Origin of the sequence: Allobosea lathyri (assembly GCF_900108245.1) — a bacterium.
GTDB classification, from domain to species: Bacteria; Pseudomonadota; Alphaproteobacteria; order Rhizobiales; family Beijerinckiaceae; genus Allobosea; species Allobosea lathyri.
In genome coordinates this window covers 127799-146804 of sequence record NZ_FNUY01000005.1, presented here as the reverse complement: position 1 = coordinate 146804, position 19006 = coordinate 127799, and the positions used below count along the sequence as shown (strand labels likewise).

The 19006-nt window shown below is 66.0% G+C and carries 18 protein-coding genes; 12 read left to right on the top strand and 6 right to left on the bottom strand.

The annotated features are described in order from the left end of the window. Window positions 1–3: 3 nt before the first annotated feature. The gene (gene mutS / locus C4S73_RS13615) at window positions 4–2733 is read right to left on the bottom strand and encodes a DNA mismatch repair protein MutS (RefSeq protein WP_103873050.1); all 2730 of its coding nucleotides are present in this window, start codon (window positions 2731–2733) and stop codon (window positions 4–6) included. 121 nt (window positions 2734–2854) lie between these two features. Here mutS and C4S73_RS13610 point away from each other — a divergent pair, with 121 nt between their 5' ends. The 3 genes from C4S73_RS13610 (at window position 2855) to C4S73_RS13600 (ending at window position 7115) form a co-directional block, all read left to right on the top strand. After that, complete coding sequence (locus C4S73_RS13610; protein WP_103873049.1) at window positions 2855–3808, top strand: LytS/YhcK type 5TM receptor domain-containing protein; 954 nt, start codon at window positions 2855–2857, stop codon at window positions 3806–3808. Continuing rightward, window positions 3735–4688 carry a methyl-accepting chemotaxis protein gene (locus tag C4S73_RS13605; protein ID WP_103873048.1) on the top strand — a complete coding sequence of 318 codons (954 nt, stop codon included), beginning with the start codon at window positions 3735–3737 and terminating at the stop codon, window positions 4686–4688. The genes C4S73_RS13610 and C4S73_RS13605 overlap by 74 nt, the downstream gene beginning before the upstream one ends. 141 nt (window positions 4689–4829) lie before the next feature. Next, window positions 4830–7115: an NADP-dependent malic enzyme gene (locus C4S73_RS13600; protein WP_103873047.1), complete on the top strand. Its 2286-nt coding sequence runs from the start codon at window positions 4830–4832 to the stop codon at window positions 7113–7115. 95 nt (window positions 7116–7210) lie between these two features. Here the strand turns inward: C4S73_RS13600 and C4S73_RS13595 are convergent, their stop codons facing one another. Beyond that, complete coding sequence (locus C4S73_RS13595; RefSeq protein WP_103873046.1) at window positions 7211–7510, bottom strand: plasmid stabilization protein; 300 nt, start codon at window positions 7508–7510, stop codon at window positions 7211–7213. A 197-nt stretch (window positions 7511–7707) separates the two neighbouring features. Between C4S73_RS13595 and C4S73_RS13590 the strand changes: the two genes are divergently transcribed. From C4S73_RS13590 to C4S73_RS13580, 3 genes are all read left to right on the top strand, one after another. Further along, on the top strand, window positions 7708–9504 hold the full coding sequence (locus C4S73_RS13590; protein ID WP_160115766.1) for an ABC transporter ATP-binding protein/permease: 1797 nt from the start codon (window positions 7708–7710) through the stop codon (window positions 9502–9504). Between the two features lie 113 nt (window positions 9505–9617). After that, window positions 9618–10184 carry a hypothetical protein gene (locus C4S73_RS13585; protein WP_200828015.1) on the top strand — a complete coding sequence of 189 codons (567 nt, stop codon included), beginning with the start codon at window positions 9618–9620 and terminating at the stop codon, window positions 10182–10184. A gap of 295 nt (window positions 10185–10479) precedes the next feature. Further along, entirely contained in the window at window positions 10480–11445 is a 966-nt protein-coding gene (locus tag C4S73_RS13580; RefSeq protein WP_244595592.1) for a lysylphosphatidylglycerol synthase domain-containing protein, read from the top strand. 182 nt (window positions 11446–11627) lie between these two features. On the opposite strand, the gene C4S73_RS13575 is transcribed toward C4S73_RS13580, so the two are convergent. Further along, complete coding sequence (locus tag C4S73_RS13575) at window positions 11628–12341, bottom strand: hypothetical protein (RefSeq protein WP_146071352.1); 714 nt, start codon at window positions 12339–12341, stop codon at window positions 11628–11630. Between the two features lie 123 nt (window positions 12342–12464). Between C4S73_RS13575 and C4S73_RS13570 the strand changes: the two genes are divergently transcribed. Both C4S73_RS13570 and C4S73_RS13565 read left to right on the top strand, forming a co-directional pair. Continuing rightward, window positions 12465–13100, top strand: coding sequence for a glutathione S-transferase family protein (locus C4S73_RS13570; RefSeq protein ID WP_103873042.1), 636 nt, complete (start codon window positions 12465–12467; stop codon window positions 13098–13100). A gap of 146 nt (window positions 13101–13246) precedes the next feature. Continuing rightward, window positions 13247–14485: a multidrug effflux MFS transporter gene (locus C4S73_RS13565; RefSeq protein WP_211200676.1), complete on the top strand. Its 1239-nt coding sequence runs from the start codon at window positions 13247–13249 to the stop codon at window positions 14483–14485. 182 nt (window positions 14486–14667) lie between these two features. On the opposite strand, the gene C4S73_RS13560 is transcribed toward C4S73_RS13565, so the two are convergent. Continuing rightward, entirely contained in the window at window positions 14668–14877 is a 210-nt protein-coding gene (locus C4S73_RS13560) for a cold-shock protein (protein ID WP_054210450.1), read from the bottom strand. A 220-nt stretch (window positions 14878–15097) separates the two neighbouring features. On the opposite strand from C4S73_RS13560, the gene C4S73_RS13555 reads away from it, so the two are divergent. Together C4S73_RS13555 and C4S73_RS13550 are read left to right on the top strand one after the other, a co-directional pair. Continuing rightward, on the top strand, window positions 15098–15784 hold the full coding sequence (locus C4S73_RS13555) for a fumarylacetoacetate hydrolase family protein (protein WP_103873040.1): 687 nt from the start codon (window positions 15098–15100) through the stop codon (window positions 15782–15784). Window positions 15785–15943: 159 nt separating this feature from the next. Beyond that, window positions 15944–16873 (top strand): dihydrodipicolinate synthase family protein, encoded by a 930-nt coding sequence (locus C4S73_RS13550; RefSeq protein ID WP_103873039.1) that lies wholly within the window; start codon window positions 15944–15946, stop codon window positions 16871–16873. Window positions 16874–17088: 215 nt separating this feature from the next. Here C4S73_RS13550 and C4S73_RS13545 read toward each other — a convergent pair whose 3' ends face one another. Both C4S73_RS13545 and C4S73_RS13540 read right to left on the bottom strand, forming a co-directional pair. Continuing rightward, window positions 17089–17574: a copper chaperone PCu(A)C gene (locus C4S73_RS13545; RefSeq protein ID WP_103873276.1), complete on the bottom strand. Its 486-nt coding sequence runs from the start codon at window positions 17572–17574 to the stop codon at window positions 17089–17091. A gap of 102 nt (window positions 17575–17676) precedes the next feature. Continuing rightward, window positions 17677–18060, bottom strand: a complete 384-nt coding sequence (locus C4S73_RS13540; protein WP_146071351.1) for a hypothetical protein — start codon at window positions 18058–18060, stop codon at window positions 17677–17679. Window positions 18061–18543: 483 nt separating this feature from the next. Between C4S73_RS13540 and C4S73_RS13535 the strand changes: the two genes are divergently transcribed. Next, window positions 18544–18792 carry a hypothetical protein gene (locus C4S73_RS13535; RefSeq protein ID WP_103873037.1) on the top strand — a complete coding sequence of 83 codons (249 nt, stop codon included), beginning with the start codon at window positions 18544–18546 and terminating at the stop codon, window positions 18790–18792. Then, window positions 18789–19004: a hypothetical protein gene (locus tag C4S73_RS13530; RefSeq protein ID WP_146071350.1), complete on the top strand. Its 216-nt coding sequence runs from the start codon at window positions 18789–18791 to the stop codon at window positions 19002–19004. Before C4S73_RS13535 ends, C4S73_RS13530 begins: the two co-directional genes overlap by 4 nt. Window positions 19005–19006: the final 2 nt, after the last annotated feature.

The following is a 19006-nucleotide window of genomic DNA, read 5'->3' as shown; positions in this document are numbered from 1 at the left end:
ATGCTACCCCAGCCCCTTCAGCCGATAGAGCGCTTCCAGCGCCTCGCGCGGCGTCATCTCGTCGAGATCGAGTGCGGCGAGTGCGTCCCGCAGGCCGTCGATTTCCGTCGGGGCTGAAATAACCGGCGCGTTGCGTCTGGCCGGCACGGCGAACAACGGGAGATCGTCGACCAGCGAGGCGACAGGTTTCTCCCGCTCCGTCTTCTCCAGCTCGCTGAGAATGGCGCGGGCCCGCTCGACCACGGCGGGAGGCAGGCCGGCGAGCTTGGCGACCTGGATGCCGTAGGAGCGGTCGGCGGCGCCTGCCACGACCTCATGCAGGAACACCACCTCGCCATTCCATTCGGTGACACGCACGGTCGCGTTGGTGACGCGGTCGAGCCGGTCCCCCAGTGCTGTGAGCTCGTGATAATGCGTGGCGAACAGGCTCCGGCAGCGGTTGATCTCGTGCAGGTGTTCGATCGCCGCCCAGGCGATCGAGAGCCCGTCGAAGGTCGCGGTGCCCCGCCCGATCTCGTCGAGGATGACAAGCGCGCGCGGACCGGCCTGGTTCAGGATCGCGGCGGTCTCGACCATCTCGACCATGAAGGTCGAGCGCCCGCGCGCGAGGTCGTCGGCGGCGCCGACGCGGGAGAACAGCCGGTCGACGATCCCGATATGCGCGTGTGCCGCCGGCACGAAGGCGCCCATCTGCGCGAGCACGGCGATCAGCGCGTTCTGGCGCAGGAATGTCGATTTACCGGCCATGTTGGGGCCGGTGATCAGGCAGATGCGGCCACCCTGCTGGCTCGCCGCGGGCGGCGAGAGCTCGGTATCGTTGGCGACGAAAGGCTTGCCGTCGCGCTTCAGCGCCGCTTCCACCACCGCATGGCGACCGCGCTCGATCGTGAAAGCGGCGCTGTCGTCGATGATGGGGCGGCACCACGCCTCGCGGCTGGCGAGTTCGGCAAGGCCGGCGGCGACGTCGATCTCCGCGAGCGCCAGCGCCGCCGCCTTGATCGGCTCGGCCTGTGCCAGCACTGCCTCGCACAGATCAGCGAAAACGCCGAGTTCAAGCTTCAGGGCGCGGTCTGCTGCCGAGGCGATCTTGGCTTCGAGCTCGCCAAGTTCGACCGAGGAGAACCGCATCGCGTCCGACATCGTCTGCCGATGCACGAAGGTCGCGCGCCAGGGCTCCCTGAGGAAATCCTCGCCGGCAGCCTGCGGCACCTCGACGAAATAGCCGAGCATGGAATTGTGCTTGATCCGCAGCGTCCGGCAGCCGGTTTCGCTGGCGTAGCGCGCCTGCAATTGGGCAATGACTTTGCGGGAGTCGACCTGCAGCAGCCGCAATTCGTCGAGCGCGGGATCGCAACCCTCGCGCACGAAGCGGCCGTCGCGGCGGTTGAGCGGCAGCTCGTCGGCAAGCGTTTCGTTCAGCCGGGTGGGCAGAGCAGGGTCGGTGTCTGCGAGCGCGCGCGCGGCGCGGGACAACTCGACGGGCAGGTTGATCCGCTGCCCGAGGAAACGCGCGATGTCGCGAGAGGCACTCAGGCCCATCCCAAGCGCCGCAAGGTCACGCGGGCCGCCGCGATCCAGCGAAAGCCGCGCCAATGCGCGGGCGACATCGGGGACACGCGCAAGGGCCTGCTGGAGGTCTTCGCGCAAGGCACCGTCCGTGACGAGCGCCTCGACCGCATCGTGCCGGCTCGCGATCATCGCGACATCGGTCAGCGGTCCCGCCAGCCGCTCGGCCAGGAGGCGGGCGCCACCGGGCGTCACCGTCCGGTCGATCGCGGCGAGCAGGCTGCCCGTGCGCTCGCCTGACAGCGTGCGTGTCAGTTCGAGATTGGCGCGCGTCGCTGCATCGATCAGCATGGTCGCCCCGCCCGCGTCCCGCACGGGCGGGGACAGCGGCGGCCGCGCGCCGAACTGCGTACGCTCGACATAGGCTAGCGCCGCGCCTGCCGCCGCGATCTCGGCGCGGCTGAAGGCTCCGAAGGCATCGAGCGTGGCAACGCCGAAGAACTCCTTCAACCGGCGCTCGGCGGAGGCCGCATCCAACCCCTCGCGCGCCAGGGGGGTCACGGGCACGCTGACCTCGCGCCAGAACTCCTTCAGCTCCGGATCGTCATGGATCGCGTCGGGGCAGACGATCTCGCGTGGTTCTAGCCGGGCGAACTCGATCGCAAGCCGGTCCTGCGGCGTCTCCATCACGCTGAAGCGTCCGGTCGAGATGTCGATGGCCGCAAGCCCATAGAGCGCGCCGGCATCGCTGAGCTTGCGCCGGGCCACCGCGACCAGCAGGCTGGCGCGCCCAGGTTCGAGCAGGCGCTCCTCGGTGATTGTGCCGGGCGTGACGAGCCGCACCACATCGCGACGGACGACCGATTTCGGGCCGCGCTTCTTGGCCTCGCTCGGATCTTCCGTCTGCTCGCAGACCGCGACGCGGTGGCCGGCACCGATCAGCCGCTGCAGATAGTCGTCGGCACGCTCGACCGGCACGCCGCACATCGGGATGTCCTCGCCCTGATGCTTGCCGCGCTTGGTCAGCACGATCCCGAGCGTCCGCGAGGCGATCTCGGCGTCCCTGAAGAACAGCTCGTAGAAATCGCCCATCCGGTAGAACAGCAGGCTGTCGGGGTTGGCCGCTTTGATCTCGACATATTGCGCCATCATCGGCGTGACGCGGCCCGGATCGGCGCTGGCGCGTGCCGTGGCGGCGTCGTTTTGATCTTGCGGGGCGATGGGCATTGAGGGCTCGTGGCGCATGGCGCGGACGCTACCAAAATCCACGCGTCCCGCCATCCGTTAGGAAGACTTTCAACAATTGAAAGCAGGGTCACCGAATTCTTAATTCGGCCGAAAGCCCCAGATGCCGTTGATCGTTGACCTCATCAAGAGCCTGTCCTTCGTCTTGCTGGCGGCTCTTGCACTCACGATCATCCTGCCGCGTCTCGACCATCACCCGCTCTTGCGCCCGCTCGTGGTCGCCGCCGTGCTCGTCGCGGCCGGCTTCTGCGGCATGGTCGCGCCCTTCATGCTCGCTCCCGGCATAGCGATCGACTCGCGCAATGTCGTGGTCCTGCTGGCGGGTCCGGTCGGCGGCATTCTCGCGACGATCCTGGTTGCTGTGCCGCTGGCGCTGTTTCGCTACGCGAATGGCGGCATTGGCATGCCGATGGGCATTCTCGGCATCGGGCTCAGCGCCCTGTTCGGTATTGCGATCCGTCTCCACGCCAAGCGTCGTGGGCGCGAACTGGCTTTCCAGGATGTCTGGCTGCTGGCTCTGGCGGCTGGGTTCGTGCTGCTTCCTCCGGTCCTTATGCTGCCGAACTGGGAGATGGTGCGCTCGGTGCTGGTCAATGCCCTGCCGATCACGCTGCTGGTCAATGTCACCGGCGCGGCGCTGGCCGGGCTGATGATCGTGGCCGAGGCCGAGCGTCGCGAAACCGCCTATCGGCTGAAGACGCTGATCCAGCGGGCGCCCGGCACGCTCTATCAGCGGATCGTCCACATCGATGGCTCGACCAGCTATCATTTTGCGTCCTTCGCGATCGATGGCGTTCTCGACGTGACGAAGGAGGAGGTCGAGCGGGATCCGGAAACCTGGATCGGCAAGATGCTGCCCGAGGACCGGGCCCCGCTTCGAAGCCGCAAGGGCGGATCTTGCCGCTCTGGCGGATACCTGGCGCTTCGAGGCCCGCTATCGCGGACGCGGCGGTGCGATCGTCTGGCTGCGCAGCGAGGCGACCATGCGCAGGCTTGCCGATGGGACGATGGTCTGGGACGGCATTCTCCTGGATATCACCGACGAGAAGACGCTTGAGGCGCGGCAGCAGACGATCGAGGAGCAGCGCAAGACTGCGCTGACGGAGCTGGCGGCCGATCTGGAGGTCACGGTCGGCAAGGCCCTGGAAAAGGTCAGCCGTTCGGTGCGCAGCATGCACGAAACCGCGAGCCAGATGGCCGAAAGCGCCGACAAGACAACCCTGCGCGCCGTCGATGTCATGCAGCAGGCCGAGAGTGCCTCGAGGCGCGTCGGCGGCGTTGCCGTGGCGGCGGAGGAAATCGACGCCTCGATCCGCGAGTTGACGCGCCAGACATCCCATGCCGATCAGACGGCGCGCGATGCGGCGAGCTATGTCCGGACGACGCGCAGCGACGTCGCCCAGCTCGCCGGCGCGGCCGACAAGGTCAGCGCCGTGCTCGATTTCATCGAGGATATCGCCGCACGGACCAATCTCCTGGCGTTGAACGCGACAATCGAGGCGGCCCGCGCGGGGGCGGCCGGACGCGGCTTTGCCGTCGTGGCCGGCGAGGTGAAGAACCTGGCCGAGCAAACGCAGAAGGCCACCCGCGACATCGCCGAGACCCTGCAGGACATCCGCGGTGCGGCAGCGACCGCAGCCGAAGCCGTCGCCCATATCGAGGGCACGATGACGGCGATCGAGCAGACCTCGGGCATCATCGCCAATGTCGTCAGCCGGCAGGCCGACATCGCATCGACGATCGCAGCCGATGCCCAGGCGATGGCCGGGAGCACCCATGCCGTGACCGCAAGCGTGGGCAGCGTGGGCAATGAAGCCCGCCTCACGGGCGAGGCAGCCGCCGAGGTCGTCGATGCCGCGCGGCAGGTCAGCGAGCAGACCGTGGCGCTCGATCGCTATGTCGGAGATTTCGCGCGCAATGTGCGTGGTCGGCTCTGAGGCGGTCGCGGCACAGCCTGCGACTCCGATTGTCGCCTTTTCTTCACGAGGCCTGATCCCCAGCGCGCGCTTGTCGTCCGGCGTTGCGCTGCCTTATGGTCCGCCTCTCTCCAGGAAACGCTCACAAAAAAGATTGAGTCCATGACCGACCGTCCGCCGATAAAACGCGCCCGCCCGACCTTTACCGATCAGGAGGCGTTGCTGTTCCACTCGGAAGGACGTCCGGGCAAGCTCGAGATCGTTCCGACCGTGCCGATGGCGACGCAGCGCGATCTGTCGCTGGCCTATTCGCCGGGCGTTGCCGTGCCGGTGCTGGCGATCGCTGAGGATCCGACCAAGGCCTATGACTACACCGCGCGGGCCAATCTCGTCGCGGTGATCTCCAACGGCACCGCGATCCTCGGGCTCGGCAATCTCGGCGCGCTCGCCTCCAAGCCGGTGATGGAGGGCAAGGCGGTCCTGTTCAAGCGTTTCGCCGACGTCGATTCGATCGATCTGGAAGTTGATACCGAGGACGCCGACAAGTTCATCGATGCGGTGCGCTATCTCGGCCCCTCTTTCGGCGGCATCAATCTCGAGGACATCAAGGCGCCCGAATGCTTCATCATCGAGCAGCGCCTGCGCGAATTGATGGACATCCCCGTCTTCCATGACGACCAGCATGGCACCGCGATCATCGCCGCCGCCGGCCTGATCAACGCGCTCGACCTCACCGGCCGCGACGTCAAGACGACCCGCCTCGTCATCAACGGCGCCGGCGCGGCCTCGATCGCCTGCACCGAACTGCTCAAGGCGATGGGCTTCAAACCCGACAACGTCATCCTCTGCGATACCAAGGGCGTGATCTACCAGGGTCGCACCGAGGGCATGAACCAGTGGAAATCGGCGCATGCGGCGATTACCGACCGGCGCACGCTGGCGCAGGCGATGGAGGGCGCCGACGCCTTCTTCGGCCTGAGCCAGAAGGGCGCTGTGACACCCGAGATGGTGGCCTCGATGGCCCCCAATCCCATCATCTTCGCGATGGCCAATCCCGATCCGGAGATCACGCCCGAGGAGGTTCACGCCATCCGCGACGACGCGATCATGGCGACCGGCCGCTCGGACTATCCCAATCAGGTCAATAACGTGCTGGGCTTCCCCTTCATCTTCCGCGGTGCGCTCGATGTCCGCGCCACCACGATCAACATGGAGATGAAGATCGCGGCAGCCGAGGCGCTGGCCTCGCTCGCCCGCGAGGATGTGCCCGACGAAGTCGCTGCCGCCTATCAGGGCGCGCGTCCGCGCTACGGCAAGGAATACATCATCCCCGTCCCGTTCGACCCCCGCCTGATCCATGTCGTGCCGGTCGCTGTCGCCAAGGCGGCGATGGAGAGCGGCGTTGCGGGCAGGCCGATCGTCGACATTCCCGCCTACAAGGCCCAGCTCTCGGCGCGCCGCGATCCTGTCGCGGGCACGCTGAACCGCATCTTCGAACGGGTCCGGCGTTATCCCAAGCGCGTCGTCTTCGCCGAAGGCGAGGAGGAGCAGGTCATTCGCGCGGCGGTGTCCTTCGTCAATCAGGGGCTGGGCCATGCCATCCTGGTCGGGCGTGAAGAGCGCGTCTACGAAACCGCGACCTTCCTCGGCATCGATCTCGAGGCCAAGGGCATCTCGGTCCAGAACGCGCGGCTCTCGCGCCGCAACAGCGCCTATGCGCAATATCTCTACGAGCGGCTACAGCGTCACGGCTATCTTTTCCGCGACTGCCAGCGCCTGATCAACCAGGACCGCAATCATTTCGCCGCCGCCATGGTCGCGCTTGGCGATGCCGATGCGCTGGTCACCGGCGTTACCCGCAACTATTCAATCGCGCTGGAAGAGGTGCGCCGCGTCATCGACCCGAAGCCGGGCCATCGTGTCATCGGCGTCTCGATCGTGCTGTCGCGTGAGCGCACCGTGCTCGTCGCCGATACAGCGATCACCGAGATGCCGACCGCGCAGGAGCTGTCCGAAATCGCGATCGAGGCCGCAGGCGTCGCCCGTCGTCTCGGCTACGAGCCGAAGGTCGCGATGCTGGCCTTCTCGACCTTCGGCCATCCCGCCGGCGAGCGTTCGGAGAAGGTGCGCGAGGCCGTCAAGATCCTCGACGGGCAGCGCGTCGATTTCGAATACGATGGTGAGATGGCCGCCGATGTCGCGCTCAACCGCGACCTGATGAGCCAGTATCCGTTCTGCCGCCTGACCGGGCCGGCGAACGTGCTGGTCATGCCGGCCTTCCACTCCGCCTCGATCTCCACAAAGATGCTGCAGGAACTGGGTGGCTCGACCGTGATCGGCCCGTTGATCGTCGGTCTCGACAAGCCGGTCCAGATCGTGCCGCTCGGCGCCAAGGACTCCGATATCGTCAACATGGCTGCGCTGGCGGCCTTCAATATCGGCGGCTGATGGCGGCGTAACCAAGGCGACATGGTCGGGCTTGACCCGACCATCTCTTCCTCGTCCTGATATTCTCGGCTCTTCGGCCGAGAATGACGATCTGCTCAGGATGCCTTCTTGCGCGTCTCTGCAGCCTTTTTCGCCGATGCGGATCGCTCGGCGGCCGGCCTTCCGGCGGCAGCCTTGCCGCCGATCTTGCCGCCCCGCTTGGCGGAAACATTGGTGTCGGGCTTGCCCCGCCCTGAACCGCTTTTGTTGCCGCCACCGCTTTCCTTGTTGACGGTCGCCCAGGCCCGCGCTTCGGCCTCGTCATGCGAGACGCCGCTCTTCTCGTAGCCCTCCTCGATATGCTCGGCCTTGCGCTTTTGCTTGTCGGTATAGGCGGATTTGTCGCCACGTGGCATGGCAGCCTCCTGTCTCGACGTGATCCGCCTCAAACGCGACAGGCGCCGGGCCGGTTCCGGCAGTTGCCTTCCGGCGTTCATCCGCCATTCACCTCAAGTTCATTCAGCGCCGGCTAACCGGAAAAGCAGGCTTCGACCTCGGTCGAGGGGGTTCCGCCATGCGGAGCCGGGATTCGGTCCGGGGGGAGCCGTCGCCTGTGCTGACGTCAGACGAGATGCCGGGCATGGCGCCGCCGGGAGATCGGCAGGTCGCGCTTCGCTTCGCGGAGCTGACGGGCGGGTTCTGGCGCGGACACAGTGCCGGTCGCGCCTGGTTCTGGTCGCTCCTGCTGGCGGGCGCGATCATCTTCGGCGTCTTCGCCAGTGTTACCATCAACCGCTGGAATGGCTGGTTTTTCGATGCCCTTGAAAAGAAGGACGCCGAAAGCGCGCTGATCGCCATGGCGGTCTTCCCGGTGCTCGTACTGATCGCGGCGGGGCTTGGCGTCGTCATTCTGGTCGCGCGCGAGACCTTTCAGGTGCATTGGCGCCAATGGGTGACGGCTACACTGGCCGATAGCTGGATCAGCCATCGCCGCTTCTTCCGCCTCAGCCTGTCCGGCTATGAGCCGGCCAATCCGGAATACCGCATTGCCGACGATGTCCGCTGGGCGACGGAGCCGGTGGTCGATTTTGCCATCGGCCTGCTCTCGGCGGTGATCACCATCATCACATTCATCGAAATTCTCTGGGAGATCGGAGGCGGCCTGACGCTGGCAACGGGCGGGGGCACGATCGTCATCCCGGCCTATCTGGTGCTGGCGGCGATCATCTACGCCGTGCTGGTGTCCTTGCTCGTCACCTTCGTCGGGCGCCGGCTGCCCCGTCTGATCGCCGCGCGCAACGAGGGCGAGGCGAGGCTGCGCTTTTCGCTTATGCGGATCCGCGATCATGACGAGACGATCGCGCTCGCCCGCACCGAGGCTGGAGAGCGCCGCGCCGTGGCGCGGACCTATGACAGCCTTGTCCAGCGCTGGCTTGCCATGATCCGCCAGCGCGGCCGGTTGACCTGGATCACCAATGGCAGCGGCGCGCTGGTCCCGGTGGTGCCGCTGCTGCTGGCCGCGCCGAAATATCTCTCGGGCGAGATGTCGCTCGGCGGCGTCGTGCAGGTCGCGGCGGCTTTCGTGGCCGTGCAGAACGCCTTCAACTGGGTGCTCGACAATTTCATGCGCATCGCCGAGTGGCTCGCGGCCGCTCGCCGCGTCAACGAACTCGCCGATGCGCTGGAGCGCGTCGATGGCGACCCGCCGGGCGAGCATCTGGCGGTGACGCAGAGTGTCGACGGGCTTCTGCATCTCGACGAGGTCACGTTGATCGACCGGGACGGGCGCACTTTGATCGCCGATATCGGGCTGTCCCTGCCGCCGGGCGCGACGCTGCATCTCTCCGGCGAACTCGGCCTCGGCAAGGCGGCGCTGATTCAGGCAATCGCGGGACTCTGGCCCTGGGGGCGGGGTGGTATCGTGCTGCCGCCCGGCGCACGGGTGACGGTGGTGCCGCAGAAGCTGCATCTGTCGGAGGGGAGCCTGCGCGCCGTCGTCGACACCGCGCTGGCGCTCCCTACCGAACGGCTGGAAGACGCACTGCGGCGCTATGGACTGTCGGGATTTGCTGCACGGCTCGACGAAACCCGCGATTGGGACAAGGAACTCGCCACCGGCGACCGCCAGAGGCTGGCGCTGGCCCGCGCGGAACTGGAGCAGCCGGACGTTGTCCTGCTCGACGAAGCGACGAGCGCGCTCGAGGTCGATGCGGCGCTCGAACTCCTCGCCGAGCTTCGCGCCGCCCGTCCCGGAGCCATCATTCTCGCCTTCGGCCAGAGCCCGGGCTTCGCCGAGGCGGCGTCACACCGGCTGCTGCTGAAGCGGGCAGGCGGGGTGGTGCGCATGGCTACCACGGAACGAGGCCGCGCCGAAGCGCGCGCCGGACACATCGAGCCCGCCCCGCCATGAACCGCCGTTCAGCGCAGATTCAGGCCGCATCAGCCCCATTCACGGGGGAAATCCAGCATCGCCACCGAAGGCCGGCGCGACAGCCGGCGTCATGTTTCACGGAGCCGACCACCATGCAGATGAATATCTGGGACGTCTATTGGGGCCTTCGGGTCGATCAGTGCCCCTGCGATGTGCATTTCGTCGAATGGCTGGAAGAAAACGGCCAGACCGGCAGGCGCATCTATCATTTCGGCACCGGCGGGCATCACTATGTCGGCATCCGCTGCGCCGAGCCCGAGCTGGACAATACCGTGCTGGGGATCACGGCCTCGCCGAAGGAATACGATTCCTTCGTCAAGCTGGCGACGGAGAATCCGACGATCACCAAGACCTACAGCGCCTATTTCGGCGATATCTACACCAGCAACGCCCGGCTACTGCCGCGCTTCGACATCGTCACGCTGTTCCACGCCTGCGAGTTCCGGACGGAGGCCAATGATGCCTATGGCGCGCTGACCGACCGCGAGGTCATCGATCTCTTCACCGCGCAGACCGATATCGGCGGCTACCTGCTCTTCTACACCGGCTCCTTCGCCTATTCTGTTGCCGAGCCGATCATCGCGGACTGGGCGAAGACGGCCCAGGTTGACGAGGTCGCCACGTTCAAGACGTTGCGCGTCTTCCGCAAGACAGGCTGAACCAAATCGAGCTGAATCCGGCAGAGCTGAACCAGCTTTGCCATCTCCGGCTGATCGGGCAGATTGCCGGAGATGACGCAAAGGTATCGCCGCAAAGAGTAACCCGATCTGCACTGCGCCGGGCTCATGGCGCGCATTCGCCGCGCCGTTGCGGCTTGTGCATTGGCGCCGAGGCTTTATCTGTCGGGCCGGGGCGTGCCGCGCCCTCCCGCCCGCAATCGGCGCGAATGGCGACCTGGCCCCCGCGCGCAACCGATCATGAGTGCGCATGTCTTTCGGCCCGCATGAGCCAGGAATGCCAACGCGTCCAGCGATGCCCCTGCGCAAACGCGGTCGCTGGTGGTGGCTCGGTCCTCTCGCCAGCGTCGTCATCTTCTGCGCCTCGCTGGCGGTGCTCTGGATCATCATCTCGGAGATGGAGCCCGGCCAGCTCGCCGGGGCCTTCAACGATGCCAGCTTGCGCCAGCTCGGTCTGGCGCTCGGCTTCACGGCGCTGAGCTACCTGCTGCTGACGGGCTATGACGCGCTCGCCTTGAAGCGGCTGGGCCTGTCGATTCCCTATCGCACGACCGCGCTCGCCTCCTTCACCAGCTATTCGGTCTCCTTCACTCTCGGCTTCCCGATCGTGACCGGCGGCACGGTGCGCTACTGGATCTATTCGCCCAAGGGCGTGCGTGCCTCGGAGGTTGCAAGCCTGACCGTGATCGCCGGCCTGACCTTCTGGTTGGGGCTGGGTGCCATCCTCTGCGCCTGTCTGTTCTATGCCTCGGACTCGGTCGCCACGCTGGCGCGGACCTCGCCGCTCGTCGTGCAGGCCGTCGGCGCGGCGGTTGCAGCAGGCACGATCGGCTATCTCGCCTGGGTCGCGACCGGGGAGCGCACCATTCGGGTCAGGGGCTGGAACCTGCCGCTGCCCGGCCTGGGCACCACATTGGGCCAGATGCTGCTCGGCGCCTGCGAGGTCTGCGCCGCTGCTGCCGTGCTCTTCGTCCTGCTGCCCGGCGGGCACAATATCGACTACCCGACATTCCTGGCAGCCTATGTCTTCGCCTGCCTGATCGGGATTGCGAGCCATGCTCCAGGCGGGCTCGGCGTCTTCGAGGCGACGATGCTGGTGGCGCTGAACCGTTTGCCCTACGAGCAGGTGCTCGGCGCGCTGCTGATCTTCCGCGTCGTCTACTACCTACTGCCCTTCATCCTGGCGCTGGTGCTGCTGGCGCTGAACGAGATGGTCAGGCGCATCAAGCGCCACGATCTCTGAGAGACCGCCTGAGAATTCGAGTCCTCATCCTGAGGAGCCGTGGAACGCGGCGTCTCGAAGGATGCTCCAGTTGGTTCCGGAGCCTCCTGACCCATCCTTCGAGACGCCACTCCTGTCGGATTGGCTTCTCAGAATGAGGGCTGAGGAAATTCCAGGCCGATTCTGAGGCGGTACGCGTCTCGCTATTTCAGCGCGATGATGATCATCAGGAAGACCAGGATCAGCAAAAGCTGTTTCAGGCTCCAGTTGATCCGGCCCAGCTGGTCGGCGGTCGTGTCCTGCTCCTCATCTGCAACGGGCTCGGCGGCAAGCGTCTCGATGGGGCCGGCGTCCCAGTCGAGTGTATCGACCAGCCCGCGCGCCGGCGCGCTGGTCTGCCCGTCGGAGTCTAGCCCGAGATGCCAGGTCAGCGGCACGCCCGAGGCAGCCTCGCGCTCGGCCTCGCGCACCCACAGGCTGGTGGTGGCGCTGAGAGAGAGCCGCTGCGCTGCGCCCGACAGCATGTCGCCTTTCAGGGCGTCGAAGACAACCGGTGCCACGAAGGCATCGGCGAAGAACTCGCCATCCGCATCGTCAGCCTCCCGGAAACCCAGCATCAGCAGCATCCGGGCCTCATTGCTCGCGCTCAAAGGCCGGATCGTCAGGGCGATCGCACCCGCCTCATCGTCGAAGCCGGCCCGGCGCAGGCTGTCCGAGAGCAAGTGGGCGCGCCCGACAATGCGCGCATCCTCGCGCAACCGCCCGTCCTGGCTGGCGAAGCCGCCGATCAGCCGGAGGTCGGAGGCCGAGAGCCTGAGATGCCGGCCGATCCCCTGCACGAAGCGCCCTGCGACACCCTCGACCGTCATCCGCCCGTCAGTGACGGAGACGCCGCGCATCGGTCGTGATTCGTTCATAGGATCCCCAGCCATGCCCTGCGCGGACGATAGCAGGTCGCGCGCGCTGCGCCAGACGGACGCGATATCGCCGACATTGCCATGCCATCTGGACGGGCTAGTCTGAGAAGAGGGAGAAAACTCATGTCCGACGAACTGGTTCTCTACACCAACCCGATGTCACGTGGACGGATCGCCCGCTGGATGCTGGAAGAGGTCGGCCAGCCCTATCGCGCCGAGATCGTCGGCTTCGGCCCGCAGATGAAGGGGCCGAATTACAAGGCGCTGAACCCTATGGGCAAGGTGCCGACGCTGAGGCATGGCGAGACCACGGTCACCGAATGCGCTGCCATCTGCGCCTACCTGGCCGACGCGTTTCCCGGGGCCGGCCTTGCGCCCGCTCACGCCAGCAGGGAGCGCGGACCCTATTACCGCTGGCTCTTCTTCGGGGCGGGGCCGACCGAGGCTGCCGTGACCAATCGCGCGCTTGGCGTCGAGGTGTCGCCCGAGCGCGCACGCATGGTCGGTTATGGCTCCTTCGCGGATGTGATGGACACGCTCGAAACGGCGGTGACGCAGGGCGAATACATTCTGGGTGATCGCTTCAGCGCGGTCGACGTCTATCTGGGCTCGCAGATTCTCTGGGGACTGCAGTTCGGCTCGATGGAGAAGCGCCCGGCCTTCGAGGCCTATGGCAAGCGCATTGCCGGGCGTCCCGCAGCAGTCAGGTCGCAGGCCATCGACGACGCCCTGATCGCCGAGCAGCAGAAGGCCGGTTGATCGTCGGGCGCGTCCCGCTCGGCGCATGACCCGCCGCAACGAAGCCGGGTTGTCTGCTTTTTGCGGAGGGTCTAGACCGGAAGCATCAGGGGCATCTGGTTTTTTCGCATCCGCCGTCGCGCGGAACGCGCCTCCATGCAGGTACTATGACCGAGATTTCCGACGCTACGCGGCCACGCCATGGCATGAGCTTCCATGCTTTCGTCGGCCTGGCCGCAGCATTGATGGCAACGAACGCGCTGGCGATCGACTCCATGCTGCCGGCCTTGCCGGACATGGCCCGGACGCTCGGCATCCTCCAGGACAACGACCGGCAATGGATCGTCACGGCCTATCTGCTCGGCTTCGGCGTCGCGCAGATCGTCTACGGGACGATTTCCGACCGCTTCGGCCGGCGTCCGGTGCTGCTCTTCGGTCTCACCGTCTATGTCCTCGCCAGCATTGCGGCGGCGTTCTCCGGCTCCTTTGAGACGATGATGCTGGCGCGCGTGCTGCAGGGCGTCGGCGCTGCGGCGACGCGCGTGCTCGTGGTCTCGATCGTGCGCGACTGCTATTCCGGCCGCGACATGGCGCGCGTGATGTCGCTGGCGCTGATCGTCTTTTTGGCGGTGCCGATCCTGGCCCCCTCGATCGGCCAGGCGATCCTCTGGGTTGCGCCCTGGCGCTGGATTTTTGGCGTCCTGACGATATTCGGCGCCGCGGTGATGCTCTGGGTCATCCTCAAGCTGCCGGAGACGCTGCATGAGGAGGATCGCAAGCCGATTGCGTTCGACAACGTGCTCGCCGCCTTCCGCACGACGCTGACGACCCGGATCGCGGTCGGCTACATGCTGGCCATGGCCTTCGTGCTCGGCGGCCTCTTCGGCTTCATCAATTCGGCCCAGCAGGTCTTCGTCGATGTCTTCCACGCGCCGGAATGGTTCACGACGATCTTCGCGCTGATCGCGATGTTCATGGCAGTCGCGTCGCTGCTCAATTCGCGCATCGTCGTGCGCCTCGGCATGCGCCGCGTCTCGCATACGGCGCTGCTGGGCTATATCGCGCTGACCGGCACGCACGCGCTGGTCGCGCTGGCCGGCCATGAATCGCTTTGGAGCTTTGCTGCCTTCCAGGGCGGGGCGATGTTCTGCTTCGGCCTGCTAGCCCCGAATTTCGGCGCGATGGCGATGGACCCGCTTGGCCATGTCGCGGGAACGGCGTCGTCGGTGCAAGGGTTCGTCACCACGGTGGTGGGGGCGCTGCTCGGCTTCTATATCGGCCAGCATTTCAATGGGACGGTGGTGCCGCTGACGCTCGGCTTCTCGCTCTGCGGCCTCGTCGCGCTCGGCATCGTGCTCGTGGCAGAGAAGGGCCGGTTGTTTCAGCCGGCCCCGGGCAGAGCCTGAGTCATGAGAATCTTGGAAACGAGAGTCTCGGAAAGTGGCCATTGGGGCTGGCCTTGCCCTTCGACCGCCGCCTCCTTGGCGACGGGCATGCCGGGAATCGTCTTCAGTCCGAATAGATCGATAGAGATTCGCATTGGCTCGGGAAGCGACGCCGCCGATCGGCCTCCCGTCTAGGGGTTATCTCACGCAGTCTTGAGGTTGACCGCCGAGGACTTGCCGGTCTTGCGATCGGCTTCGAGATCGTAGCTGATCTTCTGGCCTTCGTTCAGGCCACGCATGCCTGAGCGCTCGACTGCGCTGATATGCACGAAAACATCGCTGCCGCCCTGGTCAGGCGTGATGAATCCGTAGCCCTTGGTCTCATTGAACCACTTCACGGTACCCGTGCTCACGTGCTGTTCCTTCGGTCTCAAGTTGAGGCCGGCTCATGCCGACCCGGCACTACTGTAAGAGGCATTCTGCCAAGGTTGCAATGATGCGCCGCAAAACGCGTTTTCGACCGCCTCCCGCGGCAATGTGGCGCGCGCATCCCTGCCCCCGGCGAGGAGGCTCTTGCCCTGCGCCTGCGGCTCCCGCATGAACGGCTGAGAAGGCCGCAACGGAGTGTCCGCCATGACGAATTACGTGATCGATCCGCCCGCCGTGACAGCTGTCCCGGTCGCTGGCGGCGGGCTCTTTCCGGTGCGCCGGGTCTTCTGCGTCGGGCGCAACTATGCCGAGCACACCCGCGAGATGGGCGGCGACCCCGATCGCGAGGAGCCGTTCTTCTTCATGAAGCCGGCCGACGCCCTGCTGATCAATGGCGCCGACATGCCCTATCCACCCAAGACCGGCGACCTGCATCACGAGATGGAACTGGTCGTGGCGATCGGCACCGGCGGCCGCGACATCCCGGAGGCCGAGGCGCTGAACCATGTCTATGGCTATGCCGCCGGGCTCGACATGACCCGCCGCGACCTGCAGGGCGCGGCCAAGAAGGCCGGGAAGCCCTGGGACATGGGCAAGGGCTTCGATCTCTCGGGGCCGATCGGCGAGATCGCGCCCGCAAGCCATGCCGGCCACCCAAGCGCCGGCAAGATCGAGCTTACCGTCAACAGTGCGGTTCGCCAGAGCTCGGACCTCGCCAAGATGATCTGGAGCGTGCCCGAGACGATCTCCTATCTTTCGGGCCTCGTTGCGCTCGCTCCGGGGGACCTGATCTTCACCGGCACGCCCGAAGGTGTCGCCGCCGTGGTCAAGGGCGATGTGCTGGAAGGCGAGATCGCCGGTGTCGGCAGCGTGCGCACGCGCATCGTCTAACCGCTCCCGCAGCCCTCATCCTGAGGAGCGGGCAACGCCCGCGTCTCGAAGGATGGTTCCAGTGGGCGCTGGAAGCATCCTTCGAGACGCCGCTGCGCGGCTCCTCAGGATGAGGGCTGAGGATGAAAAGCTTCGAGCTGAATTCGGAAGGATAACCTTATGAACCTTACCCCCGACGCCGGTGGCGTCTTCCCGATTGCGCCGACGCCCTTCAACGCCGATGGCAGCATCGACTGGACTTCGACCGACCGCCTCTTCGATTTCTATCAGGGCATCGGTGCCGACGGCATCACCGTGCTCGGCATCATGGGCGAGGCGCCCAAGCTCGAACCGGAGGAATCGGTCGGCATCGTCAAGCGCGCCGCCGCCAGGATGCCGGGCAAGCCTATCATCGTCGGCGTCTCCGCGCCCGGCTTTGCGGCGATGCGCTCGCTGGCGCGGCAGGTCATGGATCTGGGCGCGGCCGGCGTGATGATCGCACCGCCATCGTCCCTGCGCACCGACGACCAGATCACCGGCTATTACGCGCAGGCCGTCGAGGCGATCGGGACCGACATCCCCTTCGTCATCCAGGATTACCCTCTGACGCTGTCGGTGGTGATGACGCCGGCGGTGATCCGCCGCATCGTCATGGACAACCCCTCCTGCGTGATGCTGAAGCATGAAGACTGGCCGGGGCTGGAGAAGATTTCGACGCTGCGCAAGTTCGAGGCCGAAGGCAGCCTGCGTAAGATCTCGATCGTCACCGGCAATGGCGGCCTCTTCCTCGATTTCGAGATGGAGCGCGGCGCCGACGGCGCCAATACCGGCTACGCCTTTCCGGAATTGCTCATCGACGTGGTCCGCTTCCAGAAAGCCGGGCAGCGCGATGCGGCTCACGACATCTTCGACGCGCATCTGCCGCTGCTACGCTATGAGCAGCAGCAGGGCGTCGGCCTGGCCGTGCGCAAGTATACGCTGATGAAGCGCGGCATCCTTGCCAGTGATGCCCAGCGCAAGCCGGGCGCGGCACTGAGCGCCAAGGGGAAGACCGAGGTCGACTACCTGCTGGCGCGCCTGGCCAAGCACGATCCGCGCGCCAGGGTTTAAAGGCTGAGGCCGTTAGCCGGAAAGGCGCGGGGAACCCTCTCCCGGAGGGAGAGGGCAGGGTGAGGGGTCGGCCGTTGGACGCCCCGGCTGGGAGCTCACCGCGGCGCCCGTGGAATTGATGCTCGACTTGTCGAGGGGCCTACACCTCACCCCCTGCCCCTCTCCTTACAGGAGAGGGGTTCCCCGCGCTTTCCCTTTCACGGTCGCGCCGGCCCTCAATGACCCGTATGTGCACTCGGCTCGCCGCCCTTGGCGCCGACGGCATCCACCTTGAATTCAACCTCGACGGTCCCGGCCTTCTCGAAGGTCAGCGTGCCCTTGACCGCTTCACCCTGCTTCAGGGGCTGCTTCAGCTCCATGAACATGATGTGGTAGCCGCCGGGCTTGAACTCGACCTTGCCCCCGGCGGGGACATCGACGCCCTGTTCGAGCGGGCGCATCGTCATCACGCCATTGGTCGTCGCCATTTCGTGCATTTCGGTACGCGCGGCGAAGGGAACCGAGACCGAGACCAGCCGGTCGGGCGTCGTGCCGGTGTTTTCGATGCCGAGATAGCCACCGCCGACCTTCGCACCCGCCGGCGTGGCGCGCGACCAGGGATGGACGATCTTGAGCGGGCCGGCCTTGTAGTCATGGGCAAAAGCGGCGGCGTTGGTTAAAGTCAGGGCTAGGGCCGTCAGGTACAGGCTGGACGTGTTCATGGGGAAATCCTGATCGCAGATCATGGCCGCGCGGCGGCGGCCTGAATTCGGAGCGCCGTCTCTGCGAGATCGCGGCGGTATCCAATGAATGGCGTGTAGGGCTCAGGCGAGGCCGGCTGGCGGCGCGCGCGATCGCGGCAGGCCCGGCGTCGCGCCGCGCGGCAGCCCGTGCTGCAGCGGCAGCGACAGGGCGACTGGCGCAACCGTTTGGGCGATCGTCGGAAACTGCGGTGCGGTTGGCACGAGCAGAATCGGATTGAGCGGGCAGCCCATGCAATGGGTCTGTTCGCTAAGCGGCGCCGGCGTCTCATCGCCGGGAACGGCGCTGCCCGAGCACAACGTGATGCCCTGCAGAGCAGGATGGGCGGCGAGAGCGGGGACCGTTGCAAGCCCTGTGGCAAGGACCGCCAGCGCATAGGCGACGGCAAGCCACGCCCCGAGCACGGAGCGGCGCAATCTTGTGAAAGCTGTGGCACGTGCCGACATGGGCGGCAGAAGGCCCTGCCGCGTCCTCTGCGTCAAGACGCCGACTGTCGCAGCCTTTCCCGAGCTGAGGTTGAAGCACGGACGGGGACGGTTCTGCTGTCTGGCGGTATCGGGGAAAAAATTTCTTCTCTCAGTCCATGTTTCTTTAAAAGAACGATCAGATTGACAAAGAGGACGGATTGCATCAGATTGATCGTCGTCATCGGGTCCAAGCCAGATGGCCGCGGAGATTTGAGCGAGCAGCTTGCGCCGCGTCACCAAACGCTAAAGCGCCACGACGAGGTCGTGGGCTCCATATTCGAGGAGACGGGCATGACCCACACGATCCCTAGCCAGCCTCAGCCGCGCATCTGTCGCGACGCCTGCTGTTGTCGACGCTGAACCTGTTCCGAAAGGCCGTGCGAGCGCCCGGCCGCCATCAGTCCCATCAGCAAGACCCCATCAGACGTCCAAGCACGCCGCCCAGCGGCCGGAGGCAGAGCCATGTCCAAGATCCAGCACAACCCGATCCAGCACAGCCAGAGCCAGCAGGCTTACATCATCGAAATCGGCGAAACCCAGGCCGGCCTCGTCAACCGTCGCGATGACGAGCGCTATTTCACCTTCATCTCGGCGTCATCGGCCTTCCGGGCGCTTGAAGGCCATCGCTTCGCCACGCCGAGCGCTGCCGAGCTTGCCGCCCGCCAGCTTGCCGCCCCCCGTCGCCACAGCGCGACACGATGGGCGGCGTGACGGTGGTCGCCGTGAGCCTCCTGACGCCTCTGTGGCAGCGCCTCGCGAACTGGTTCGCGCAGGCAGCGCCCGCCGAGCCCGGTTCGGTGGATGCTTATGCGGATGGCGATTTGGATGATCGCGAGGTAGATGAGGCGCGCCGCAAATCCATTCAAGACGTGACGCTCGAGCAGTTGGGTATTGCCCATTGGTCCTGCCACACGCATTTCTGAGG

Bases quoted from the DNA above. Each gene is read 5' to 3' on its own strand.
- C4S73_RS13555 (WP_103873040.1), top strand. From the start codon at position 15,098: ATGACGAATTACGTGATCGATCCGCCCGCCGTGACAGCTGTCCCGGTC.
- C4S73_RS13595 (WP_103873046.1), bottom strand. From the start codon at position 7,510: ATGCCACGTGGCGACAAATCCGCCTATACCGACAAGCAAAAGCGCAAG.
- C4S73_RS13575 (WP_146071352.1), bottom strand. From the start codon at position 12,341: ATGAACGAATCACGACCGATGCGCGGCGTCTCCGTCACTGACGGGCGG.
- C4S73_RS13565 (WP_211200676.1), top strand. From the start codon at position 13,247: ATGACCGAGATTTCCGACGCTACGCGGCCACGCCATGGCATGAGCTTC.
- C4S73_RS13545 (WP_103873276.1), bottom strand. From the start codon at position 17,574: ATGAACACGTCCAGCCTGTACCTGACGGCCCTAGCCCTGACTTTAACC.
- C4S73_RS13550 (WP_103873039.1), top strand. From the start codon at position 15,944: ATGAACCTTACCCCCGACGCCGGTGGCGTCTTCCCGATTGCGCCGACG.
- C4S73_RS13600 (WP_103873047.1), top strand. From the start codon at position 4,830: ATGACCGACCGTCCGCCGATAAAACGCGCCCGCCCGACCTTTACCGAT.
- C4S73_RS13610 (WP_103873049.1), top strand. From the start codon at position 2,855: ATGCCGTTGATCGTTGACCTCATCAAGAGCCTGTCCTTCGTCTTGCTG.
- C4S73_RS13535 (WP_103873037.1), top strand. From the start codon at position 18,544: ATGTCCAAGATCCAGCACAACCCGATCCAGCACAGCCAGAGCCAGCAG.
- C4S73_RS13580 (WP_244595592.1), top strand. From the start codon at position 10,480: ATGCCAACGCGTCCAGCGATGCCCCTGCGCAAACGCGGTCGCTGGTGG.
- C4S73_RS13585 (WP_200828015.1), top strand. From the start codon at position 9,618: ATGCAGATGAATATCTGGGACGTCTATTGGGGCCTTCGGGTCGATCAG.
- C4S73_RS13570 (WP_103873042.1), top strand. From the start codon at position 12,465: ATGTCCGACGAACTGGTTCTCTACACCAACCCGATGTCACGTGGACGG.
- mutS (WP_103873050.1), bottom strand. From the start codon at position 2,733: ATGCCCATCGCCCCGCAAGATCAAAACGACGCCGCCACGGCACGCGCC.
- C4S73_RS13605 (WP_103873048.1), top strand. From the start codon at position 3,735: ATGCGCAGGCTTGCCGATGGGACGATGGTCTGGGACGGCATTCTCCTG.
- C4S73_RS13540 (WP_146071351.1), bottom strand. From the start codon at position 18,060: ATGTCGGCACGTGCCACAGCTTTCACAAGATTGCGCCGCTCCGTGCTC.